The sequence below is a fragment of the Nostoc sp. genome, assembly GCF_041747015.1.
Classification (GTDB): Bacteria; Cyanobacteriota; Cyanobacteriia; order Cyanobacteriales; family Nostocaceae; genus Nostoc.
Genome location: NZ_JBGTFY010000334.1, coordinates 1 through 24,165, shown reverse-complemented (window position 1 = coordinate 24,165; position 24,165 = coordinate 1). Strand labels below are relative to the sequence as shown.

Sequence of the window (24,165 nt, the reverse complement as noted above, 5' to 3'; positions counted from 1 at the left end):
TTACACAGCTTTTCTGATGATCATACCAAAAGATGTGGAAGCGAAACCATCAATTAATAATTTTAAATGTGCTTCTTGTTGTAATTCATGTACTTTACTGTTGTATGGAGGAAGATCAATAAATCTATCTAACACACGAGAACCAATATTGAAATCTAGAGGTACTACTTGATGTCCTGCCGCAGTTAGTTTTTTAGCAATTTGTTCAAAATCTTTTTTTCTAAAAAGTACTGTTCCGTAATTGTCAATGGTTTCTTCTTCTTCTAAATAATTAAATTCTGTCGTCTGTATACTTATTCCTCCCGGAACTAGAGTCTTCAGAGAATTTTCGATAAATAGAAGTCCATTTTTAATGCTACCTAGATGTTCTAATGCACAAGCAGACCAGCAGAAATCATATTTACCTTCTAAGTAAGCAGGAATAGCATTCATATCAACATACTTTAGACTCACATTTTTAGTAAAGAGTTCTTTTGTACATAACTCAGGATGCAATATCTTTTCTACAGAAGACATATTTTGTTTAGTTTCTATCCAACCCTGTGCTGCTGATACTGTTGGATCTAAATCTGTAGCTGTAATTGCAATATCATAAGCAGCAAGAATGCTTGGTAGAGGTTCTTCACCACAACCAAAACCTAAACCTTTACGTCCAGGAGTAAGTAAATCGTATTCATATAATGCTTGTAAAATATAGCAAAATTCCCATAATTTTCGATGGTATACTACAGGAGTTTTCATCTCTTGACACCAGTAGAAAAACCAATCTGACTCAATATCATTTTGTTGACAAACTTTGGATTGTAAGTTGATTTTTTGTGGTGATAAATTACTGGGTATTGTCAACTGCTCACGCAAACTGCGAGCATATTCATAGCCTAAAGTTTTAATGTTAAACCGTATAGCATCTGCTGTGAAAAGTAGTCTTTCATTCAAAAAAGTAAGGTTAGGCTGTTGCTTATTTGTTGTTCTCACTGTATTCAGGACTTCCTGACTTTTCTTTAGCGATTTAATTTTCTCCCAAAAACTTTGTAGATGGATAAAGTTATGGTTTAATGCAACCATAGAAGTGTGTTTAGTGAAAATGACAAAAACTTCATTAGCGAAAACTATAATACATTCATTTACCACTTTGTCCAGAAAAGCATATTTTAGATTATCTATCATGCCCTTATGGACAATAACCCATTGAAAGTCATTAAAAGAATTGTTTATAATTGAGCGATAGGATATAAATCCTGTAAATTTTTCCTCAAATTCATTGGGTGCTACTATTTTATTTCCGTCTTTAATATTTTTTTTGAGGAAATCTACTACATTTACCCAATATTTATCATTGATTGGAAATGACATAAGTTACTCCTTAATTCACTAATTATTTTTAGTTAACAAGACTCACATATTGTATTGAAAGAAATTTGGATTTTTATATACAACTGTTCTTGCTCCTTGACATTACTACCTAATTTAAGAGCGATCGCCAAGATTTAAAAATTCATAAATATATGTAAAGTTTAATTTACAATGTCTATAATTTTTGGTTCACTAAATAACTAAACTGTAAGCATTATACAGTTTCTTAGTATAATTTTCCATACTAAAAAACTCTACTCTTTCCTTCCCTGCTTCTACAAGTTGTGTTTGCATCTGAGGATTATTGATTAACTTTTCAATTGCCTGTCTAATATCATCAGAATTATAAGGATCTACATAAAGAGCAGCATCTCCACAAACTTCTGGTAAAGAAGCAACATTAGAAGTTATTACGGGACATCCCAAGGACATTGCCTCTAATGGTGGTAAACCAAATCCTTCATATAAGGATGGAAAAACAAAACAGAAAGCACCTTTGTATAGGTATGTTAAATCTTTTTTGGGTACATATTCAAGTAATTTTACATTTCCGGTAAATCCTCCATCAAAAATTGCTTCCAATTTAACGATTTCATCTTTCCATAACCATCCTTTTTTGCCAACAATTACTAGTTGCATATCAGTATCTAGTCCACTATATGCATCTATCAGTCTTCCAACATTTTTCTTTGGTTCTATTGCTCCCACAAAAAGAATGTAGTTTTTAAAGTTAAGTTTATATTTTTTCAAAAAAATGGGGATCATATCTTCTTCAATTAAATTAGAATTATCAATTATTGGCTGATATGTTACGTGAATTTTCTCCGGTTGAATATCAAAACAATGTAAGATATCTTGCTTAGTGGTTTTTGAAACTGTTAAAATTATTTCAGAATGTTTAATAGCATTATTGACAATATTAAAAAAGAACTTTTTATCATCCAGAGTAGTATGAGGAATTTTCAATGGTATTATATCATGAATCGTTGTGATTCTTTTTGCGTTGTTTACCTTAATAGGAATAGGATAACTTGTATGCCATATATCTATTTTTTTGGGTATTCTTACTTTTGTTTGAATTTGGAACAATTTATATAAGTTATTTGCTAATTTGTAGCAATCATAAATATTAAAAATCTTACCCGAACTCGCTAAATAGTCAAAAATAAAATCTCCATCTTGTTTGATCACAAAGTCACTGACTGGAATTGTTTTTGCTTCCTGAAAACGTTGAGTAGCTGCCAAAAAAATATTTTTAGCTTGTGATTTTCTACTACTAACACTAGTATTTTGTCTATCAAAAAACAAAGCTTCATTTAAAACGGAGTTATTACTATTACTATTACTATAACGACTGCATAATAAATCTACATTTACTCCTAGAGATGTTAAAGCTTTAACTAAAGCCACACCATAAGTTTTAATACCTGTCCCTTGTACCATTTCCAGATTATAGCCATCTACTAATACATTAAGTCCCTGTAATTTCATCAAATATTAACCTCAATATTGATTATGTACACTTTACTAGATAAATTTTGCTTATTTACTACTGAACTACATTGCTAATAACGTGCAGCAATTCTCAATGGCGACGCACTTGCAACTAAGTTAATATTTTAAAAAGCACTGTTAAATATATAAACTATTTATACTTTCTGCTCTAACCCAAACCCTCTGAATCAACTCCCAGCGAGCGCAAATATTCTGCAAGTCTATCAGATCGTTGGCGCTTTTGCTCTGCTTGTTTTGCTCGCGTCGGCACCAACCCACTTCATTATACCAACGTAACCACAAACCTGTATTATGCCAAGTTTCTCAACTTGCGCTTTTAAAACTGGGGTATGATGGCGATCGCATTAACCTGTTAGCCACAGTTCATAGTCTTTGCAGTTGGGTAATAGACATCTCCGAAAAAGATGTAGAGACGTAGCACTGCTACGTCTCTACAAGGGTTCTGGACAACGCATATTTAATTTCTGGAGATGTCTAATGCAGCAAAAGCATTGATGAGTCGCTGTATGTTTTTGTATGGGTCTTGGCAATTAAGCGATAAAAAAGAATCGATAAGTTAAGGATTAAGTGATTAAAGTATGCATTATTGACTATTTTCATTAAATAATTGTTCTATAAGCTTTTAATGTTTCTTTAGCTGTTTTTTCCCAAGAAAATAATTTTGCTCTTTCTTTACCTTTATTAACTAATTTTTGGCGTAAATAAGAATCACTAATTACTTTTATAATAGCTTCAGCTAGTTGAATAGGGTCGTTAGGATCAATTAATATAGCTGCATCTCCTGTAACTTCTGGTATCGACGAAGTATTAGAAGCGACGACTGGAGCGCCTAGCATCATTGCTTCTAACACAGGAAGACCAAACCCTTCATAATGAGATGGATAAACGAAAATATCAGCTTTTGAGTAAAACAATGCCACTAATTCATTAGATAAGTAGTCAAGATGATGAATTTGGTTTTTCCAAGGCGAATTTTCAATAGCCGCGAATATCGGTTCGTAATTCCATCCCTTCTTACCAATTAATACTAATTGATGCTCGATTTTATATTTTTCTTTTAAAAAATTAAAGGCTGTGATTATAGTATTAATATTTTTTCTAGGCTCTATTGTGCTGACAAAAAGTAAATAAGGTTTAGAAAAATCATAATTAGCTTGCTTTTCTAGCCTTTGGGTAATTTCTTCAGACAAGTAATTAGGATAGTAGCGACTAGCTAAAGGTGTGACATAGATTTTTCCTGGGTCTACTTTCAAATATTCAACAATATCTTTTTTAGAGCTTTCTGAAATTGTTAAAACTAAATCTGTCCACTGTAAACATCGCTTTACCCGTTGTGTATATGTTTCCACAACTGAGTTAATATAGTTAGGATATTTAATAAAAGTAAGGTCATATATATTCATTACTTTTAAGCTGTTATTACATGGATAAACTGAGTAATTTGTACCATGCAATATATCTGGAAACCCAAAATATTTTTCAAAGTAAGATAAAGCAGGTTTAAACGCTAAAGCTAATAATAAATCTGAAATTCTTACAGGTAAAGGCAGTAGATACTGTTGAGAATAATGTTTAAAAGATTCAGGAAAACTGAAGTCACCCCGAAGCCAATTTTTTAACCCTGGTTGATAGACTACTCCTAACTGAAAATTTTCCTCTTTTTGTAATACATCAAGAGCACATATTAAATTAGCAACACAAAAGCCAACCCCACTTGGTTTTGAATCCACTGGGGTGGCATCAACTACAATTTTTAGCATCAGAATATTTAAGCTCCGCCGTTGCTCAATTTTTTTAGATCATAATCAACCATTAACTCGACCAATTGCTCAAAGGAATGCTGAGGCTGCCAACCTAACTCCGTCTTAATTTTATCAATGGAACCAACTAACTGCACTGGTTCATCAGAGCGATAAAAAGCGGGATCAACTGAGACATAATCTTTCCAATTTAGACCAACATAGTTAAAAGCACACTCAACGAGTTCTTTGACAGAGTGAGTTTCACCACTAGCGATGATATAGTCATCAGGTTGTGCTTGCTGCAACATCAGCCACATAGCGTAAACAGCATCTTTGGCGTAGCACCAATCACGACGGGCATCTAGGTTGCCTAATTTTAGTTCATTTGCCAAACCTAATTTAATTTGGGCAGCTGCATGGGTGATTTTGCGAAATACAAATTCTGTCCCACGTCGAGGCGATTCGTGAGTATAAGTAATACCACAGGAGTTGTAAAGGTTGTATTTCTCCCGATAGTTGACAGTCATCCAATGAGCGTAAGCTTTAGCAACACCGTAAGGGTTGCGCGGACGAAAAGCAGTACGTTCGGTCTGAGGCGATTCATCAGGTTGACCAAAAACTTCACTACTAGATGCTTGGTAAAATCGAGCATCCGCTTTACAGCGCCGGATAGATTCTAAAAGGCGAGAAACACCAAGGGCTGTGTACTCAGCAGTGAGAGCTGGTTGTGTCCAAGAGAGAGGAACGTAGCTTTGAGAAGCGAGATTATAAATTTCGTCAGGTTGACACTCGCTAACCACATCCATTAAAGAAGATTGGTCTAAAAGGTCGCCAGATACAATTTGAACATTGCCTGTGAGGTGGTTGATGCGCTCTAGGTTACTTGTGCTAGAGCGGCGGACTAAGCCAAAAACTTCGTAGCCTTTAGCGAGAAGAAGTTCAGCCAAATAAGAGCCGTCTTGTCCTGTTAAACCTGTGATTAGGGCTTTTTTGGTCATGTGCTACAAGAAAATTATCGAGATTGTGGAGATGTTAGGTATGACGTATGAAAATTAGTAGGGTAGTAATTAACATCTCTGGTTAAAAGTATCATGTTTACAATGGCTACATAAGGGTTTATGTATAAGTCGGGTAAAACCGATCAAGCTCGTCACACTTTTTTGAGGATATTGGACAAAGCATTTTCCTGTTAAAAAGGCTGATTTCCAACATAAGCTTAAACAGTGAAAAAATTTATAGTTAAAATGGCTTCTAGTTCTCCTATTTTTTCAAAGCATATTTCACAAATAGTGCGGCAATGAAAATTTTTTATTATTGATTCTTTGATGAGGTTCATTAGATGTAACTGGGTTTTATTTTTGCCAGATTACCAAGATAACTCCACACACAATAAAACTCAACCCGATAAGACGGGTTACGGGAATATTTTCTCTAAATATAAAGTAACCCAACAGAACTGAGAAAACATAAACTAAGGATATAGATGGACCAGCAATACTTAGACTAACTCTGGTTAAAAGCATGATGTATGCCAGCGCACCCAGACCGTAACACGCTAGTCCTAATACAAGTTCAGGTATTGTAATAATGCTAAGAATGTGACTAACAGCATTTCCAATATGAACTCTACCTAACTTTAACGCACCTGCTTTTAAGAAAAATTGTCCGCCTACACTGGCAAGGACTGACATTAGCAGTAAAATAAGTTCTTGTGGTGTCACAGAAATATCCTTTAGATTCTTTAATTGCAATTTATCTTGCTATTGCTCTTCAATCGAAAGTTGCGTAAAATTGACAGTCATCTTGCGCTCATCACCTGGTGCAAAGGTAACTTTCCCGTTATTCCAATCTGTGTATTTAAAAACTACTGTATTCCATCCTGGAATAGTTTTAAATTCCAGTCTACGCTTAATATTAGTATCTTTGCTGATATTAACCAGTTTGTCCAAAGTTACTCCATTAGCTTCCACAAAAACATCCTGTCCATTAATCGGATTTATAAAGCTGAAAGCTAAGGTTACTGATTTAGAATTTGGCAACTTAAATTTGAGTAAAGTTTCTGGACTTAAACCCCAGCGCCATGTGCTGCCTTCATGGGTTTCAATTGTACCTAGAGTTAGCCCATTTACATTTAAACCATAGGGCACTTGAAATTTAAGTAAGTCAGCTTCAGAGAAATCTAAAAAAGGTTCAAACTTCAGGCGACTACCCAAGTTTAAGTTCACTTGATTTCTTAATTTAGAAGATTTAGGTATAAATTTAACTAGGCCCGCTCCAGGCACTTTTGTTTCTACAGTTGGCTTGCCGAATCGTGTATAAAAATCGTTAACACAATCTTGTGGTAAAAAATCTAGATAAAGGTTAATTCCTGCAAAGTCATTCAGTTTATAAAAATCTGTAAAAAAAGTCCATTCCTCTGAACTAAAACAGCGTTTTTGATGGCTTGCTTTGAAAATATCTTGATTGTCAGGAGCAAAGAGTTTATCCCAGCCAGCATCAATATATGGTTGGATCTGAGAAGTATGTAAGCGTCCGAAATAGTGTCCCATAACTTTTTTCTTATGAAATCTTCTTAAAGTAGAATTTGCCATATTCTTTGAATAATATGGGCAAAGACTGTTGCCACCTACTCCATTACCTCCTATTACACAGAATGGCCAATCTAGAACTGCTTCTCCTGGTTGTTTGTTAACATAGTTCATGTATTGAAGGAAGTTATTGTCCAAGGAGTAGAAAGGACGATCGCTTAGTTTGAGTGAATAAGCAGTAAAAATCTCAGTGCAAGCCAAAAATACTAAGAGCGCTGATAGTAGCTGTCTAGTATATAAACGTAAGCCATTCAGATTGATATTTAGTGCAAAAATGCAAAGTATGATCGGGTAGAGAACAGTAAAACGACCTTGAACGCGACTGAAGGCAAACCAGGGAAATATCTTCAGTATGGGAAAGTGAGTCGGGTGGTAAAGCAGACAAAGGAAGAAAATGAGCAGCAGAGGGATAAAAATGATAATTTTTTTGCGCCCTTGCCATAACCCCACAGATGCGATAATCAGTAAAAACCAGCCTGGACTACCAGCACCTAAACCTTCTGGTGAATCGTTAAAAAATTGCTCGAGATTAACTTGCCCTGGGTGAAAAAACGGTAGAAAAGGAATTAGTATTCTAAGAGGATTAGCCCACCAAGCTCCACTAGGAATTTCAGTAAAGTCAAAGCTTTTTGCTTCTCTCGCAATTTGGAAAACTAGGGGTAAATTAATAAAGCTTGAAATCAGGTATAACCCCAGTAAAGCTAGGGATATACGAGGATGGGCAAAAAACTCATTTTTATAATTGCCTGCTGTACTTTTGATAAAGCTTACTAAACTCTGTCTTTTATTTCTAAAATACCTGTAACCAAGAAAAAAACTAGCAAAAATAGTAGAAATTGTAAACGACGTTAAAGCACAACCAGCAATGTATCCTAATTCTTGTCCTAGAGATAGAATAAGTAAACAAGCTCTTAATAAAATGAGTCGTAGAGATACATACTGTCCCGATGTTACTCTTTTGAGTATGAGGAAGTCAGCGATTAAACTGAGGGCAGTCCAATGAAATATTGAATAGCTGAGATGCTCTGGATATTTAAGAATTGCGTAGAAGCTAAAGAAGGGAATCAGGAATCCAGCCCCACTAGCGCGGGCAAAGCTATAATCTTTGAAAAGTAGAAAGAAGCTTCCGATACCTGTAACCAAAACACTTAAAAGATAGTAGATTTGTATCCAGGGGCCAATTCCAAAAATTGAGTAGAAGATAGCATAAAAAATATCTCTTTCAATTGACCAAGGTTGAAAAACACTGCTAGTTCCGTAAGGATAAAATACCTGATTATTGACAAGCTCCAGATGAGGAAATGGTGTAAAGCTTATATTATTTTTCAAGTAGAATCCTGCATACTCCCATTGCTCTGTATCACCAAATCCAACAAGTGGTTCAGATAAATTTTTAATAATTAATAAACTAAAAGCCAGAGCAACACCAGAAAAGGCTAAGATTGTTAGTAGAAAATTTCTATTTTTTAGATGTAATTTTAAATTCATGGTTAATATTTCATGATTTTGTACAAAATTCTTTCTCTAGTTTTAGTGATTTGACTTCCTTCAGTATGCACAAAAAGCAATTAAATTTTATCACTTGTAATCAATATAAATTAAGATTTAGGAATAATTTGTTGTACTTTTAAAACTAAGTAGTGATAATCTCGCTCTGGCAAAAAGCCAAAATTATTTCTTCCGCTCAAAATCAAAAATACAAAAGAAAGAGATATAGTCAAAGATTGTAGTAATATAATGAAAGACAGCCCAGCTACGTATGGTGCCCAATTAGGAATAGCTACTCTAATGAGTATAACGATTACAATTATGGCAACACTGAGCAACATCAGTAATAAGGTTGCAATCAGAAATCTAACACCTATAATATCCCCATATACGGAAATTGCGCTCAGTCCATGTATTACTAAAGAGACAAATTTCATTTTCGACTGTCCAGCCAGACGTACACCACGGTTACACGGAATTTGTGTCCAGGGTATTTTTGCTTTTAAAATTCCAGCAGTATAGTGGTTCCATATTTCTGAAACAACTACAAGTCTGGATAATATCCTGTGAGGAATAATGCTGAAATTTCCTACATGTATCTTCTGACCAGTTAGCAGATGATAAAGCAATTGGTAAATTTTATAAAACACCTTGAATATCTGATTCTCAGAACGTTGATTTCTTCGGGCAAAAACTATCTTCTTATATCCTTCTGCACTACATTTCTCTATGAGTCTTAACACATCTCGAGGAGTATCTTCTCCGTCTCCATCCATCACAACAACTGCCTGACAGATTATATTAGCTTCAATATAAGCTAATCCAATAGCAATAGCTCTTTGATGCCCTAAATTTCGCTTCAATTCTAGGCAATTCACTTTTTGAATAGCGTTGAAATGTGCAAACATGAAACTATCATGAGGAGGTATGGTAGATGCGTCATCTATAACTAAAATTTCACATTGTATTCTTTCATTACTCAGAACTTTGTCTAAATCTATCAGCAACATATCTAATGATTGCCAATCATTAAAAACGGGAATTACTATCAAGATTAATTCATTGAGAGACTTTTCATAATTCATGATTGGTAACAAATTATTGCTCTTTGATGAAAAAAAATTATACAAATTAATTTATAAAACGAAAATAGTGTATGGCTACACCTAACTCTCTAGTATCGCTATTACGTAAAACTTTGGAAGGTTGCCAAGTTTTACTGGCTATAGTAATTTTTCCATTCCATTCTAGAATAGGAATTTTATATAAACCTTGAGATGAATATTTGGGTACATAAACAGATTGGACTGAACTACCAGTCGTAATCTTAACGTCTAGATCAAATGGTGCATAGTTACTAATACAAAATTCAGCAAACTTGGCATTAATGTTACTTGCACAAGTAATTGTGGATTTTGCTCCTATAAATCGTAATTTTAAATTGGAATCTGTTTCTTCCGATGCCCAGGTTCTACATTCATCTGGCGGAAGCGTAATTTCACTTGGTTGATAATACATATTACTCTTTTTAGCAATTATTACATCAGCTAAAGGACTGTCATCAGAACGATACCTTTTAGGTGTCCATCCAAGCATTAATAATGTTCTCATAAAGTAAGATGTATCAAAACCATTTTCAAGCCAGCCAAACTTACGGATAGACCAGATGGACATACCATCTAGTCTTAACCCCCAAGGAAATGGAAAGTCTGCAACTGGCTCGGCAGCAAAGGCTATTAATCCTTCATCTTTAATTAAATTGTGTAGATTTTTTAGTAGTTGTAAATGATTTGCACAATGGTGAAAACACTCAAAAAATACTGCTGCATCATATTTTACGTTAGCGGTAAACTCTAACATATCTTCGTTAACTATTTTGACTTGGTTTGATAAATTTTGCGTTCTATATTTAATTAGATCGAGAAAAGAATTTTCGCAATCTACGGCTGTTAATTTGTAACCCATCTGAGCTAAATGCAAAGTAGTATTACCCCAGCCAGGTCCGAATTCAACAACTTGAGAATCAGGAGCTAAATTCATGGTTCTAATTAAAAAACCTTGAGCAATTAATTGGTTTCCCACAGTATTTGGACTTTTAGTACAATAGGGAAACGGCATATCTCTTAATACTTTAAAATCAAAAGGAGAATGTTCATTTGCAATTGAATATTCATTTCTACCTGATATGTTCAAGTATAATTGCATTTGAGCATTATGATATTCTTGAGAATAAGGGTCTTTTGGCAAAGGATTATCAACTATATAACAAAACTCTGATAACGCTTGTCGAAGTTCGTCGTCAGAAATTTTACCTCTTTCATCTACATATGCAATTTCTTTATCCAAATCTTTTAAATTATTAATGTATTTAACTGGATTCATATCTTTTGTAGAATCTTCGCCATTGTTTAAAAGCTGTGCAAAAAAAGGCAATGTATTAACTTTTTTCTTGAGTTTAGCAAACATAGTAAGTTATATTACCTATTAAATTTACAATAAAATTATTTATATCATAAAACTAATCAAGGATGGCAACTTTTAACAACACTTATAAAAGTATTCTTAATACTAATAAAACTCTAACTTTTAATTTCACATAACTAAATAAGCTGGATTTTTACCCAGTATAAAAGTATTATATTATTGAAAAATCTTATTCAAGAATATAAGTAAATATATAGTTACTGTAATAATTTTAAATAATCGTTCTCTATCTTCGACCACACATAATTTTTTCCAACAAAGCTTTTTCCCTGCAAACCTAGTTGATAGTTAATTTGCTGATCCATTATTTCTATAGCTACCTGAAACTCATCTGCATTGGTATACCAAACTCCACCTTGCGCCCTCAAACATTGTCCTACCAAAACATCACATTTTCCATTGACTATGACAGGCTTGCCTATTATCCAAGCTTCCAATAACACCATAGAAAGACTTTCATAGGGTGAGGGCATTACCAGCAAATCACAAGCTGCTAGAGCATCCCACTTAGTCTGTTCATCTACAAAACCCAGCGCCAAAATATCTGGATGGTGGGGAATTGGCATTGTTGGCTTGCCTAGCAATACTAACTTTCTTGAAGCAGATTCCTGCTTTCGCAACTGTATAAAGTAGTCAAAAAGCTCTTGACACCCTTTAGAGGGGTCTATTCTACCAATATAAAGCAGAAAAGGTTCATTAATGTTATGTTTTTGCCTGAATTTTTTTGCGTTAATGGTTGATGGTGGATCTATCGCTACACCAGCAACGGGGCCATCGAAGTTTATTTGGGGAAAACGTGTCTTGAGAAAATCTCGTTCTTCTATCGTGTTGAAAATAAATCCACGAGGTTTTTCAAAAAATTTATCCCACATACTCATATAAATGGGCCATTCATTGTGAGCGCAAGGAGCTAAATAAGCCCTTTCTATTACAAAGGGCAAAGTAAAATAAGTTGTTGCATATAAATAAGTAAAAAAAATAAACGCGTCGTATTCGTGCTGTTGCTGTTTGACATAAGCAATCAAGTCAGGAGAAAATGGACCTTGCGATCGCATCCATGCTTCTTGTTCCTTGATCGAGACCTTTTTTAAATGAGGATAAATTTTTTCAGACAAATGATTAAATTTTTTGATATCGCGTATCTCTGCTACCTGGAAACGCCGCACTTTAACGCCAGACACTTCCGTTAAGCCTGGTGAATAGTAGTTTTTCCAAGTCATGTAGTCTAATGCACAGGTTGTCAATATTTCCGTATCCCAATGATTAGACATATGTTGGGCAATTTTAAGGCAGTGAGTTTCGGCTCCACCGTTAACCTCTAATCCACAGCGTTGGACTACGAAAGCTACTCGCATAACATTAATTACAAAAAACTTTTATTTGTAGCTTAGTCAAGTGTATGCAATTTACTATCGCTAAATTTTATTATTTTGGATTAGCATTTTTTCGGAATAAATTTAATAAGTCATTTACATAGTTTACTACGTTATTTCTCCATTTTTAAAATTACACTATTTAATTTTTCAACTACTGCTGTCGTTAAAAATTTTTCTCGCCTTCTCCTTTGTGCATAAATTACCTTTGATATTAGTGATTTATCATAGATCAGTAACTTTGCCAAGGCTGCAACCTGAACTAAATCATCTTTACTGTTAAATATCACACCTGCTTCACCTAATGTTTCTGGTACAGCAGTACTTTTGTAAGCCAAAATAGGAACATCAAACCACATTGCTTCAACCAGTGGTACACAAAAACCTTCATGCTCACTCATTGACCAAAACAAGTGTGCAGTGTGATAAAATGCTAACAATTGGGCATCATTTACTTGTCCTGGAAGCATTACAAAATTTGTCAGGTTGAACTTTTCAATGATATTTATTAGGTAGCAGTAGTACGGATCGTTGATCTCACCAAAACCAATTAAAATTAGTCGCGCCTCTCGATCCATTGTTAAGTAGTGGGCAAATGCTTCTATGAGTTGATCTTGGCGCTTATTTGGTGCTAAACGACCAACAAAAAGCAAATTAGCCTTACCATCTTGCAATTGCTGCATTAATTCAGCATCCGCAGGTATATCCCATTTACTAGGGTTGGTAGCGATTGGTAATACCCTTGGTTCATGAAACCCAGACTCTGCAAGTTCTGCCGCATTGTAAGCAGAATCTCCAACTGATATTGGAAAGTACTGGGCTAGTTGTTTTAGTTCAGTGCGACCTTTTTCTAGAATCTTGGCAAACTCCGGTCGATAAGGCAAAAAAAACTCAGCCGGCGTGATGTTGTGATAAATTAAGCATTTTACACCAGAATGAGCGATCGCATAATCTGTAAGTTCAGAACCAATTGAATGATGGTAAATTAATCCGGCTTGGCGGTTGATATATTTTGGTTGAAATACTGTTGCTTCATGAGCAACGCGCTCATCTACATACCTAACAAAAATATCAGATTTATATCCCCAGTCGCGGAGATAATTTCTTATTGCTAGTGCGTGATTAGAGATAGCATCACCATAAGCAAGATTGGGTAGAAGCTGATGGATTTCTTGAAGCTTTCTTAAGTTATTCTTAGTTGTTACTGGTGCTGATTGTTTAGATAGTCCAAATACAGCTTCATAACGTTGAATAATTTTATCCCATACAGCATTTTCATTCGCATAAACTTGACCGTTTACTCCATATTCTGTTAATTTGTCCTTTTCTATTTGGTCAATTTTAGCGAATAATTCTGTCCATTCACTTTCTGTATCTGCTAGCCAACCACCTTTCGCAGACTCGACAGCCATTGCAGTAGCCAAACACTTTCGATGAGCAACAGCAGGTTTTTTATAAAACCAAGCTTCCATTATGACGCGAGAATAACTTTCGTTCTGACTAGGTTGAAATAAAGCTAAACAGTTAGCTAATAATGCTTCTTTTTCGCTTTCTGCAACCAAATCTAAATCAATTAAACCCGGTACTGAAGCAAGAAAAGATGGATTCCCAGGGCCAGCAATAACTAATTTTAGATTAGAGTCTGGGTGATTTTGCTTGAAATTTATATAAGCTTTAACTAATAAATCTGTATTTTTTGTTGAATCTCGGCGACCTAGACAAAGAATAAACCGCTCTTGTTTGATATTAAAATTTTTTATTTGAATAATTTCTGTGTTGTTATGAGCGCCCGCTTCTATTCCTGCACCTGCTACAAGGCTTTTAGTAATAATACCAGGGCCATATAATTTTCTTGCTAATTGAGCTTCACCCTCACTGATGAATAATAATCCTTTTGCTAAATGAAAAATCTTAGCAATTTGTGGTAAGTAAGCATAAGCTTCATCGTGCAAGCAAGGCTGTAAAAAAGCACGACTGGCTACAATCTCCAAACTATTTAAAATAAGTCCATAGAGATAAGGTAAAAATAAAAATGCTTGATATTGATCTTTATGTTTTTTTAGATAATTTAGTAAATCACTAGAATTAATATTTTCAGAACAAAATATACCTGCATTTTTTACAGTTACAGGGCTGACTCCAGGCTTTAAAGCCGACGATGGCAAGCTTAATATTAAAGCGTTAACATCATCAAAACTAGCGCGATCGCGGTAATCAACTTTAAAGCGACGAATCTTTAAACCTTTTTCTTGGCTCAATCCAGATTTTAGATGATTAACTGACCAATCATCCTGAAAAGAGCGACAGCAAGTTGTTAAAACCTCAATTTGATGTCCTCGTTGTGCCAAACGTGTCGCCACTTGCCAAGCTTGTTGTTCTGCGCCTCCTTTTAAACCTTCACCAAACCAAGGGGTAACTATAGCTATTGGTTTCATTTTTTATATCCAATTACTGTATAATTGCGGGAACCAAAGAACCAGTTATTAAAAGTCAGAGTTTCTATATATTCTTTGTCAAAGGGGCTATTTTATATTGGGTTTAAAGACAAGATACAAAGAATTTAACATTTGATAAGCCTTATAGATGCAACCATTCTTGACAGTTCGAGAAGACGCATAAATAGGGCAAGCAGGCATGAGAGTAAAACTCAGCAATAAATTCTACTTCTGTGTCATTCTATCTGGGGCGCTAGCCAGAAATTAATAATTTGTCTAACATTATTAACTTGTGGATTCAAAAGAATCCAATTTTCAACAAAAACTTGAACATGATATAGGAATCCGGTTTGATTACTGAATCACTCGTAGAGTTAAGGGACTGGGAATTGGGGACTGGAAAGAAGGAATAAAGGTGTACCGAATTTTTTTCAAAAATCAAATATGAGTCCTATATTTAGGGCTTGCTGAATAGAATTGTAATATAGACCAGATAAGGGTTTTAAGCCTTTTTCCAACAAACAAGTGCAAGGTTATAGCATCTAGAGTCTCAAAACCCTTGCACAATCGTTAGCGATCGCTGGGTAAATTTGGAAACTGAGCGATGAAACAAGTATTTTGTAAGCTGTGTGCCTTCTACATTTGCTTAAGAGACTTATTCAGCAAGCCCTATTTAATTTGTGCTTAATACTTCATACGTTCTAATCAAATCATTGCTAATCACATTTCCTTCGATAAGAGAAGGGCTGATAATTGCTATTTTTGTTAGATTAGTAGCTAGTTTAGCTTAAAGTTGGTTACATAATTAATGTTTTTTATATAGTATTTTTGTCAAAATAATTGTACTGTGTTCATAACAAAAGCATTCTATCTAATTCGATGAAACTTGTAATTTTGTTATTAATTATCGTATTTGCTATTTGTGAAAAAGCAGCACCATAGTCAGCTATTTCATGAGAAGGAATATCCTTGTTATATTCTGTACTCTCTCTCAATCTATGATTCAATGACCATACGATCCACAAAAAAGAATTAATATTTCTTTCTTTTTCAATAGGTGATGCTAAACCTAGATCAATAATGAAGGTTTTATGATCAGAAACCATGACATTCCAAGTACGAATATCATTATGATATAAACCTTTTTTTTCTAGTTCTGCCAATACTTGGATAAGCTGATTAATAATTCTTTTTTGACTTGAGCTATCAAGGTCGTTTAAAATATCACATAATAATTGACCTTCAATATTTTCTAAAACTATATATGCTCTTTCATCATTTATCTCATAATCCAAGAATTTTGGGACACCATCAATTTCATCTTTATCTTTTAATGCAATAAAATTCGCTATTTCAGATATAATTTGTATTTTATTACTATTTTTTATATAATCAAGACGATTAAGGAATAAATATTCTTTAATAAATTTATTTTGGCTGAAATAGTAGAGTCTACCACTAGGTGCAGATGAATCTTTATAAGCTTTCCATATTAACTTATCTATTTCATAGATATTGTTGTTGACTTTAATTATTTTTTTGCTGATTGCATAAAGAGGTCTTTTAACTGAAGAAATATGAGTAGAAAAATATCCTATTAAATTAATATGTATATCTTGGCAGTTTTCAAATATGCTTAGTGAATCATTTAGCAATGCTTCTCTCCAACATAAATTTTTTTCTTTATTTTCTTCATCTTTAACAGCTAACTCTACAATAACTACTGGTACTTTATCCAAAAGTACTTTCATCATTTTTTTTGTATATTCAATTCCTTTAAAATATATTATATGATGAATAACTGATAATAAAAAAACAACATCATATTCTGATTTTTGGATTAAATTAATATAATCTAAATCAAATTCAGCTACTTTAAAACAAACATTAATACCATTTATTTCTGATATTAAGCGACTAGCTAAGACATTTTCTATATTATTATCAATTCCTAAAACATGAGCTTTTCTCTCTGCAAAATAGAAGGAATTATATCCTAAAGAGCTACCTACATCTAATATTTTTATTCCTGTTAAGTTGTTCCCTAAAGTTAGAAGAGTATTTTCTATAGCTTGACATCTATCCTCACAACTTCTTTGCGGTACGGAGTTTTTAAGTAAATAAGGTATTTTGTAAAGGGGTTGATAATATTCAATTTTTTTGAGTAAATGGCTTAGTTTAATTAAAGGATTATCTAATGTTGTCAATAAATTATCAATCTCATTGATTATTTGTTGTTCTGTAGAATCAATCCGTTGTTCTATAGAATCAAGTTTGGACATTAAACTTTGATTAAGTTGCAAAGATTCTCGAAGAGCCTGAATTAGATTTTCATTAACAACCCTTTGCTTTTTTAAGATAAATCCATATATTTTTAAAATACTTTTTTTTATAATTTTAATACTAAAAGGAAACTTGTTTATTTTTTCTGGTAGCTCAGATGGAACTTGGGAATATAACTCGGAGTCATTCAATAGAGCTTCAATGCGATAAAATTTATTTATGAGATCATTATCTTTTAAAACCTTGATTTCATTTGCAAGACTTTCATGAATAGGAAACAAAGATTTGCGATTAGCAACTTCTAGTCTAATTTTCTCCATTAATTCACTTATATTAATTTCTAAGTTGTTTTCTTCAATCAAAATTAATACTCCTAAATTTAGCTGTTAAATATTTTAATTAATAAATAATGGTTGAATTTTATAGCATTTTTCAAAAGGACTTTATTTTTGATTAACACTTTTAAAATAAGACTTTACAACTTCATTGGATTCTCCAGATAGTTTTATATTACCCTTCTCTAACCAAATTGCTTTATTACAAGACTGTTTAATAAAATCCATTGAATGAGAAACAACTAAAACGGTAGCTTTGGCATCCCAAAATTTATTCATACGTTGCTTAGACTTATTCTTAAAACTCTCATCCCCCACCGATAAAACCTCATCCAAAATCAAAATATCCGGCTGTACATCAGTAGCAATAGAAAAACCCAAACGAGCAACCATACCCGAAGATAAACCCTTAACTGGAACTAAAGCATAATCTTCCAATTCTGCAAACTCCAAAATAGAATATGCTCTTTCTCTCATCTCAGTCCTAGAAAAACCCAACAATACGCCATAAAGCAAAATGTTGTCCATGACAGAAATTTCTGCATCAAAAACTGCTCCCAGTTCAATCAAGGGAGCAATTTGACCTCGCACTCTTACTGAACCAGTCGTTGGTTGAAGAATGCCACAAATTATCTTTAAAAGTGTTGATTTTCCTGAGCCATTAGCCCCAATAATACCTATTTTTTCCCCTCTTTCTACCACCAAATTAATTTTATTTAATACCAACTTCTTTGCAGGCTTGCGATATTTTCCCTCAAATACAGACAATAATGTTTTCTTTAAGTCATAAGAAAACTCCTCTTGAGTCCTTCTCCACAGCGAAACATTATCCAGGCGAATTACTTCCATTTACAGTAAATCCATAAACTGATGTCGCCACAGATGAAAACAAGTCCATCCGAGAGTCAAAATAATTACGCCACTAAGTAACGCGCCCCAAATTAAACCTAAGTCTGGTGGAGATCCTGATAATGTAATTTGACGTAGACTTTCAATAATCGGGGATAAGGGATTCAAACCTAAAAACTGCTTTACCTGCTTTGGTACAATAGCGGCTGGATAAAATATAGGACTACTGAGCCAAATCACAAATACAACTAACTCATAAAAATAAGGTAAATCTCTAAAAAACACGTATAAAGCGCTTACCAGGAAGCCAATTCCCGTACAAACTAAAACTAGCGCCAAAAATGGAAATATCAGCGCCAGCACATTGGTTAGACTTTTGGAATTAAGAAAAGTCATCAGCGCCAGTAAAGGAAATGTTCCCACTGCAAACTGAAATACATTTGCTGTAATCATTGATAGAGGAAAAACGCTGACTGGCAAACGAATTTTATTCAGAAGTGAGCCATTACCAACTACACTACTCAATGCCTGAGAGGTGGAAGACGAGAAAAAATTGATGACCACCAACCCTGTAAAGGCTGCCAATACATAGTTCATTATGGAATTGCCATAATAGGATGCAAAAGTCGCGCCAAAGATTGCCGTATATAACCCAGTCATGATCAAGGGGTTCAGCAGTGACCAATATACACCTAAAAATGACCCGCGGTAGCGCACTTTTAGGTTACGCGATACCAAAACGTGCAGCAATTCCCAATAGCGCCGCACTTGCAACCAAGTTAAATTATCTTTAAGCGAAATTATCATCCTTAAAAACTGCTACACACCAACAGAGAAGTTATTCGCAAATTTTATACTATCAGAGCGTATATCGCATTAGATTACCATTAAAAACTTTATTTTAAAAACCACTGTCAAATATATAAACTATTGATACTTTCTTCTCTAACCCAAACTCTCCGGATCAATTCCTTGCGATCGCAAATACTCTGCCAATCGCTCTGCACGTTGATATTCTTGTTCAGCCCGTTCCGCCAACGTCGGCACCCAACCTGCGGCATTATACCAACGCAACCACAAACCTGTTGTCTGCTGATAAGAACCTTGCCATAGCCCTAATCCTAGTTCCAACTTGTCCAGCCAGAAACGGTTTTCTGTTAGGGAAATTGCCTCATAACTTGTGCCATTGAGTCGAAAGGTGCGGAGATTATTTTCATAACGATCATAAACAACGTAGTAGGGAACACGCAAAATCTCTTCGTATACTTCCCACTTCGTCGGGGGTTGATTTACCTCCCTTAATCTTTGTCCCAAGTCATCTTGTTCTGTACCTGGTGAAAGTAATTCCACGATTAAAAATGGATTAACTCCCTCTTGCCAAACGACGTAACTTAAACGGAGGTTTTGTTGTTGGCTAGCGCTAGGTACTCCTAAAACCATATACCAATCAGGACGCTTGTACCATAAGGTATGGCGGGGGTCGTAGTAAAGATTTAAGTCACTGGCAACTAAAATTTCCTCAGATGAATAGTTGGGAGGTTGACAAGTTTCACTGAGCAAATCCGCCTGAATGCAATGAAATTCGTCTGGCAAACCTGATTCCCCAACTAATTCGCTAGGTAAATCATACATCGTCGGCATGGTTTCTTGGGGCGGACGGGGTGGAATTGGTTGATACATATTGACTTAACTTAAATTATCTGGATCAATTCCTTGCGATCGCAAATACTCTGACAATCGCTCTGCCCGTTGATACTCTCGTTCCGCCCGTTGATATTCTTGTTCAGCTCGTTGATATTCTTGTTCAGCTCGTTGGCGCTCTTGTTCAGCCTGTTGGCGCTCTTGTTCAGCCCGTTGGCGCTCTTGTTGAGCTTGTTCTTTTCGGGTCGATACCCAATCGGCTGCATTATACCAACGCAACCACAAACCTGTTGTCTGCTGATAAGAACCTTGCCAAAGACCCAATCCTAGTTCTAATTCGTCCAGCCAGAAACGGTTTTCTGGTAAAGATATTGCCTCGTAGCGAGTACCTATGAGTCGAAAGGCGCGGAGATTATTTTCATAACGGTCATAAACAACGTAGTAGGGAACACGCAAAATCTCTTCGTATACTTCCCACTTCGTCGGGGGTTGATTTACCTCCCTTAATCTTTTTCCCAAGTCATCTTGTTCTGTACCTGGGGAAAGCAATTCCACGATTAAAAATGGATCAACTCCCTCTTGCCAAACGACGTAACTTAAGCGTAGGTCTTGTTGTTGACTAGCACTAGGTACTCCCAAAACCATGTACCAATCAGGACGCTTGTACCATAAGGTATGGCGCGGGTCGTAGTAGAGGTTTAAGTCACTAGCAACTAAAATTTCCTCAGATGAATAATTAGGAGGTTGACAAGTTTCACTGAGCAAATCAGCCTGAATGCAATGAAATTCGTCTGGCAAACCTGATTCCCCGACTAATTCGCTAGGTAAATCATACATCGTCGGCATGGTTTCTTGGGGCGGACGAGGTGGAATTGGTTGATACATGACTACTCCTTTGTTGCTTAATTAACTCAAGCTATTTGGATTAACTCCTAATGATCGCAAATGTTCGGCCAAGCGTTGCGAAAGCGTTGCGAATCGCAATTGTGCGCGCTAAAAGAAGAATGATTTAGGATTGCTACATCTGTTTAGTTGTTGATTTAATTTTAAGCTGTTAGGTCAGGAGTTTGGAGTTAGAAGTTGGGAATCTTTTCCCGCATCTCCTCTGAATTTTTGAGAGCAGAGTCACGGATTCCGCTACACTGAGACTTGGTTTATCTGAAATCAGGCATGGAAATCGGACAAAAGGTTAAAGTTTTTCGTTTGCGCGATCGCGTCTCTCCCCCCGTTGTGAAAAAGCTGGGACAAGTGGGCATCATCCAAGGCTACAAACTAACTGATGGTGGCGGAATCGGTGTAGTAGTGCTGTTTGACGACAATTCTTCCACTTGGTTTTTTGAAGATGAAATCAAAGCTGTGTAGTTTGAAGAAGAATTCAGAAGTCAGAATTCAGGAGTCAGAATCAAGACGCTCTCTACGTTCGCGCAGCGTGTCGCAGACAGACGCTAAAAGCAAACGCGGACTCGCTACGGCTACGCTATCCGCCAGTCGTACAGAATTCATTCTGAATTCTGACTCCTGACTCCTGAATTCTGTTCGATAAAGAACTCAGATCGAAGTTTTTTTTAGTATCTGAAGTTGAAAGCACAAGTTGAGAGTCTTTGTTGAGTGCTAAGTTGGAGTTGAAAACATAGGCGGTGAAAATAGGAATCAAGTAATGACTCTAATATTGACATTTTTGGGCAAAGGCGGCATCGCTCGTACCAAAATTGCGATCGCCGCCGCCAAATTATTGGCAAGCCAAGGCAAGCGCGTACTCCTAGCAGGACATCCAGAACCAACATTGTCAATCCTGCTGGGTATTCCCATTGCTTCCGAACCCCAGGAAATTGCTCCCAATTTGCAAGCAGTCCAGTTTCAAGCATCTGTACTGCTAGAGGGCATCTGGGACGAAGCAAAGAAACTTGAGGCGCAATACCTCCGCACACCTATTTTCAAAGACGTTTATGGTCAAGAACTGGTAGTATTACCGGGAATGGACACCGCCCTTGCCCTGAATGCTATCCGCGAATATGATGCCAGTGGCAAATATGATGCGATCGTTTACGATGGCACGGGTGACTCTTTAACATTACGAATGTTGGGTTTACCAGAGTCTCTGAGTTGGTATGTCCGGCGATTTCGGCAATTATTTCTCAACTCCGATTTGGGGAAGACGATTACTGAATCGCCTTTGATTCAACCGCTGATTAGCAGCTTTTTCAATGTTAACTGGACAACAGATAACTTTGCCGGGCCCACTAACCAAGTCAATAATTTATTAGAAAAGGGGAGAGATGCTCTTGCTGATCCTAAGCGTCTTGCTACTTTCTTAGTGACTACAGGAGATGCCATTGACGTAGCAAATGCTCGTTATTTGTGGGGTAGCGCTCAACAAATTGGTCTAACTGTTGGTGGTGTTCTGCTTGTGTCTTCTGAGACAAATGTCAACCTGTCAGAAGAATTTACACCCCTACCTGTGAGCGTCGTTCCCGACTCGCCAACAGGTGACTGGCAAGCACTAATAGACGCCCTACCCAACTTTGAGGCACAAGCGTTACAGGCTCCCAAACCGATTGAAATAGACATCCACAATCGTCAGGTACGGTTATTCTTGCCAGGATTTGACAAAAAGCAGGTCAAACTCACCCAGTATGGCCCAGAAGTCACAGTGGAAGCAGGAGATCAGCGACGGAATATATCTCTACCCCCGGCTCTGAGTGGCAGACCCGTTGCTGGAGCAAAGTTTCAGAATAATTATTTGATAATTTCGTTTTAAATTGGGGAACATGGAGACTGGGTGCTAGGGGCAGGAGAATAGGAAAGAAACTTAATCACCAATGCCCAATAATGCCAGTCGCCTGAAATGGGAAACCCGCCCACGGCGCTGGTTCCTCAATGCCCAATGCTCTATTAATAAGTAGAAATTATGACTGAATCAAGTCCTATTACTCCAAATTCCAACCCATCTGAGGCAATAGACTCAGTAGCCATTAATCCTAGCGAACAAGCGATCGCTCCGCCCGCCGCCGGCATCGCATCTGCCGATCGCAATGCGAAAACTAGGCAGTTGTTGGGGATGAAAGGTGCAGCGTCAGGAGAAACTTCCATTTGGAAAATTCGTTTGCAGCTAATGAAGCCCATCACCTGGATTCCCCTGATTTGGGGCGTAGTCTGTGGTGCGGCTTCTTCGGGTAACTATACTTGGACACTGGAAAATGTGTTGAAGGTAGCAACCTGTATGTTACTGGCTGGCCCATTGATGACAGGTTACACCCAAATCCTCAATGATTACTACGATCGCGAAATCGATGCGATCAATGAACCCTATCGCCCCATTCCCTCTGGAGCAATTGCTCTAACCCAGGTAATTATTCAGATTTGGGTATTACTGATTGCTGGTATTGCTCTGGCATTTGTGTTAGATGTGTGGGTTGGTAATGAATTCCCCACAATCACAGCGATCGCGATTATCGGTTCTTTCATCGCCTACATTTATTCTGCACCTCCTCTGAAACTCAAGCAAAATGGCTGGTTAGGTAGCTACGCCTTGGGTGCAAGCTATATTACCCTGCCTTGGTCTACAGGACACGCTTTGTTTGGTGAGCTCAATTCTACAATTGTGATTTTGACAATGTTCTACAGCTTGGCTGGATTGGGTATTGCCATTGTCAATGATTTCAAGAGTGTAGAAGGCGATCGCCAGTTAGGATTAAAATCACTACCTGTAATGTTTGGCATCACTACTGCGGCATGGATTTGTGTAGTGACGATTGATCTGTTCCAAGGATTGATTGCAGCTTATCTTGTCAGCATCCACGAGAATTTGTACGCAGCAATACTATTACTCTTAATCATCCCGCAAATTACCTTACAGGATATGTATTTTCTGCGCGACCCCGTGAAGAATGATGTTAAGTATCAAGCCAGCGCCCAACCGTTCCTTGTTCTAGGAATGCTCGTCACTGGTATAGCCCTGGGTCATGCTGGCGTTTAACTTTATACTTTTATAGTGAGTGAGAAGTTAGGAGTTAAAAGTTAATATACTTCTAATACCATTTCACGAAAACCTTGATAAACATAGATTTCTCGTAGGGGCA

At 36.2% G+C, this 24,165-nt stretch carries 18 protein-coding genes; 3 read left to right on the top strand and 15 right to left on the bottom strand.

Annotated features, from left to right (window positions below; genetic code table 11):
- From ACEW80_RS27065 to ACEW80_RS26995, 15 genes are all read right to left on the bottom strand, one after another.
- Positions 1-1,353: a hypothetical protein gene (locus tag ACEW80_RS27065; protein ID WP_373529568.1), complete on the bottom strand. Its 1,353-nt coding sequence runs from the start codon at positions 1,351-1,353 to the stop codon at positions 1-3.
- A gap of 192 nt (positions 1,354-1,545) precedes the next feature.
- Positions 1,546-2,844 carry a glycosyltransferase family 4 protein gene (locus tag ACEW80_RS27060; RefSeq protein ID WP_373529567.1) on the bottom strand — a complete coding sequence of 433 codons (1,299 nt, stop codon included), beginning with the start codon at positions 2,842-2,844 and terminating at the stop codon, positions 1,546-1,548.
- Positions 2,845-3,467: 623 nt separating this feature from the next.
- Complete coding sequence (locus ACEW80_RS27055) at positions 3,468-4,628, bottom strand: glycosyltransferase family 4 protein (RefSeq protein ID WP_373529566.1); 1,161 nt, start codon at positions 4,626-4,628, stop codon at positions 3,468-3,470.
- Positions 4,629-4,636: 8 nt separating this feature from the next.
- Positions 4,637-5,608 (bottom strand): GDP-mannose 4,6-dehydratase, encoded by a 972-nt coding sequence (locus ACEW80_RS27050; protein ID WP_373529565.1) that lies wholly within the window; start codon positions 5,606-5,608, stop codon positions 4,637-4,639.
- A 354-nt stretch (positions 5,609-5,962) separates the two neighbouring features.
- Positions 5,963-6,331 (bottom strand): EamA family transporter, encoded by a 369-nt coding sequence (locus ACEW80_RS27045; protein WP_373529564.1) that lies wholly within the window; start codon positions 6,329-6,331, stop codon positions 5,963-5,965.
- A gap of 39 nt (positions 6,332-6,370) precedes the next feature.
- A complete protein-coding gene (locus tag ACEW80_RS27040) occupies positions 6,371-8,686 on the bottom strand; it encodes a hypothetical protein (protein WP_373529563.1) in 2,316 nt (771 codons plus the stop codon).
- Between the two features lie 110 nt (positions 8,687-8,796).
- Positions 8,797-9,771, bottom strand: coding sequence for a glycosyltransferase (locus ACEW80_RS27035; protein ID WP_373529562.1), 975 nt, complete (start codon positions 9,769-9,771; stop codon positions 8,797-8,799).
- Between the two features lie 46 nt (positions 9,772-9,817).
- The gene (locus tag ACEW80_RS27030; RefSeq protein ID WP_373529561.1) at positions 9,818-11,152 is read right to left on the bottom strand and encodes a cyclopropane-fatty-acyl-phospholipid synthase family protein; all 1,335 of its coding nucleotides are present in this window, start codon (positions 11,150-11,152) and stop codon (positions 9,818-9,820) included.
- A 215-nt stretch (positions 11,153-11,367) separates the two neighbouring features.
- Complete coding sequence (locus tag ACEW80_RS27025) at positions 11,368-12,525, bottom strand: glycosyltransferase family 4 protein (protein WP_373529560.1); 1,158 nt, start codon at positions 12,523-12,525, stop codon at positions 11,368-11,370.
- A gap of 131 nt (positions 12,526-12,656) precedes the next feature.
- The gene (locus ACEW80_RS27020) at positions 12,657-14,978 is read right to left on the bottom strand and encodes a glycosyltransferase family 4 protein (RefSeq protein ID WP_373529559.1); all 2,322 of its coding nucleotides are present in this window, start codon (positions 14,976-14,978) and stop codon (positions 12,657-12,659) included.
- A gap of 851 nt (positions 14,979-15,829) precedes the next feature.
- The gene (locus ACEW80_RS27015) at positions 15,830-17,623 is read right to left on the bottom strand and encodes a methyltransferase domain-containing protein (RefSeq protein ID WP_373529558.1); all 1,794 of its coding nucleotides are present in this window, start codon (positions 17,621-17,623) and stop codon (positions 15,830-15,832) included.
- A gap of 81 nt (positions 17,624-17,704) precedes the next feature.
- On the bottom strand, positions 17,705-18,445 hold the full coding sequence (locus ACEW80_RS27010) for an ABC transporter ATP-binding protein (protein ID WP_373529557.1): 741 nt from the start codon (positions 18,443-18,445) through the stop codon (positions 17,705-17,707).
- A complete protein-coding gene (locus ACEW80_RS27005; RefSeq protein WP_373529556.1) occupies positions 18,446-19,252 on the bottom strand; it encodes an ABC transporter permease in 807 nt (268 codons plus the stop codon). It abuts the gene before it with no gap.
- A gap of 138 nt (positions 19,253-19,390) precedes the next feature.
- Positions 19,391-20,125, bottom strand: coding sequence for a Uma2 family endonuclease (locus ACEW80_RS27000; RefSeq protein ID WP_373529555.1), 735 nt, complete (start codon positions 20,123-20,125; stop codon positions 19,391-19,393).
- Between the two features lie 6 nt (positions 20,126-20,131).
- Positions 20,132-20,971, bottom strand: coding sequence for a Uma2 family endonuclease (locus tag ACEW80_RS26995; RefSeq protein WP_373529554.1), 840 nt, complete (start codon positions 20,969-20,971; stop codon positions 20,132-20,134).
- 285 nt (positions 20,972-21,256) lie between these two features.
- Here ACEW80_RS26995 and ACEW80_RS26990 point away from each other — a divergent pair, with 285 nt between their 5' ends.
- The 3 genes from ACEW80_RS26990 (at position 21,257) to chlG (ending at position 24,062) form a co-directional block, all read left to right on the top strand.
- Positions 21,257-21,448, top strand: coding sequence for a DUF2862 domain-containing protein (locus ACEW80_RS26990; RefSeq protein ID WP_373529553.1), 192 nt, complete (start codon positions 21,257-21,259; stop codon positions 21,446-21,448).
- Between the two features lie 295 nt (positions 21,449-21,743).
- A complete protein-coding gene (locus ACEW80_RS26985) occupies positions 21,744-22,844 on the top strand; it encodes an ArsA family ATPase (protein WP_373529552.1) in 1,101 nt (366 codons plus the stop codon).
- 150 nt (positions 22,845-22,994) lie between these two features.
- On the top strand, positions 22,995-24,062 hold the full coding sequence (gene chlG / locus ACEW80_RS26980; protein ID WP_373529551.1) for a chlorophyll synthase ChlG: 1,068 nt from the start codon (positions 22,995-22,997) through the stop codon (positions 24,060-24,062).
- Positions 24,063-24,165: the final 103 nt, after the last annotated feature.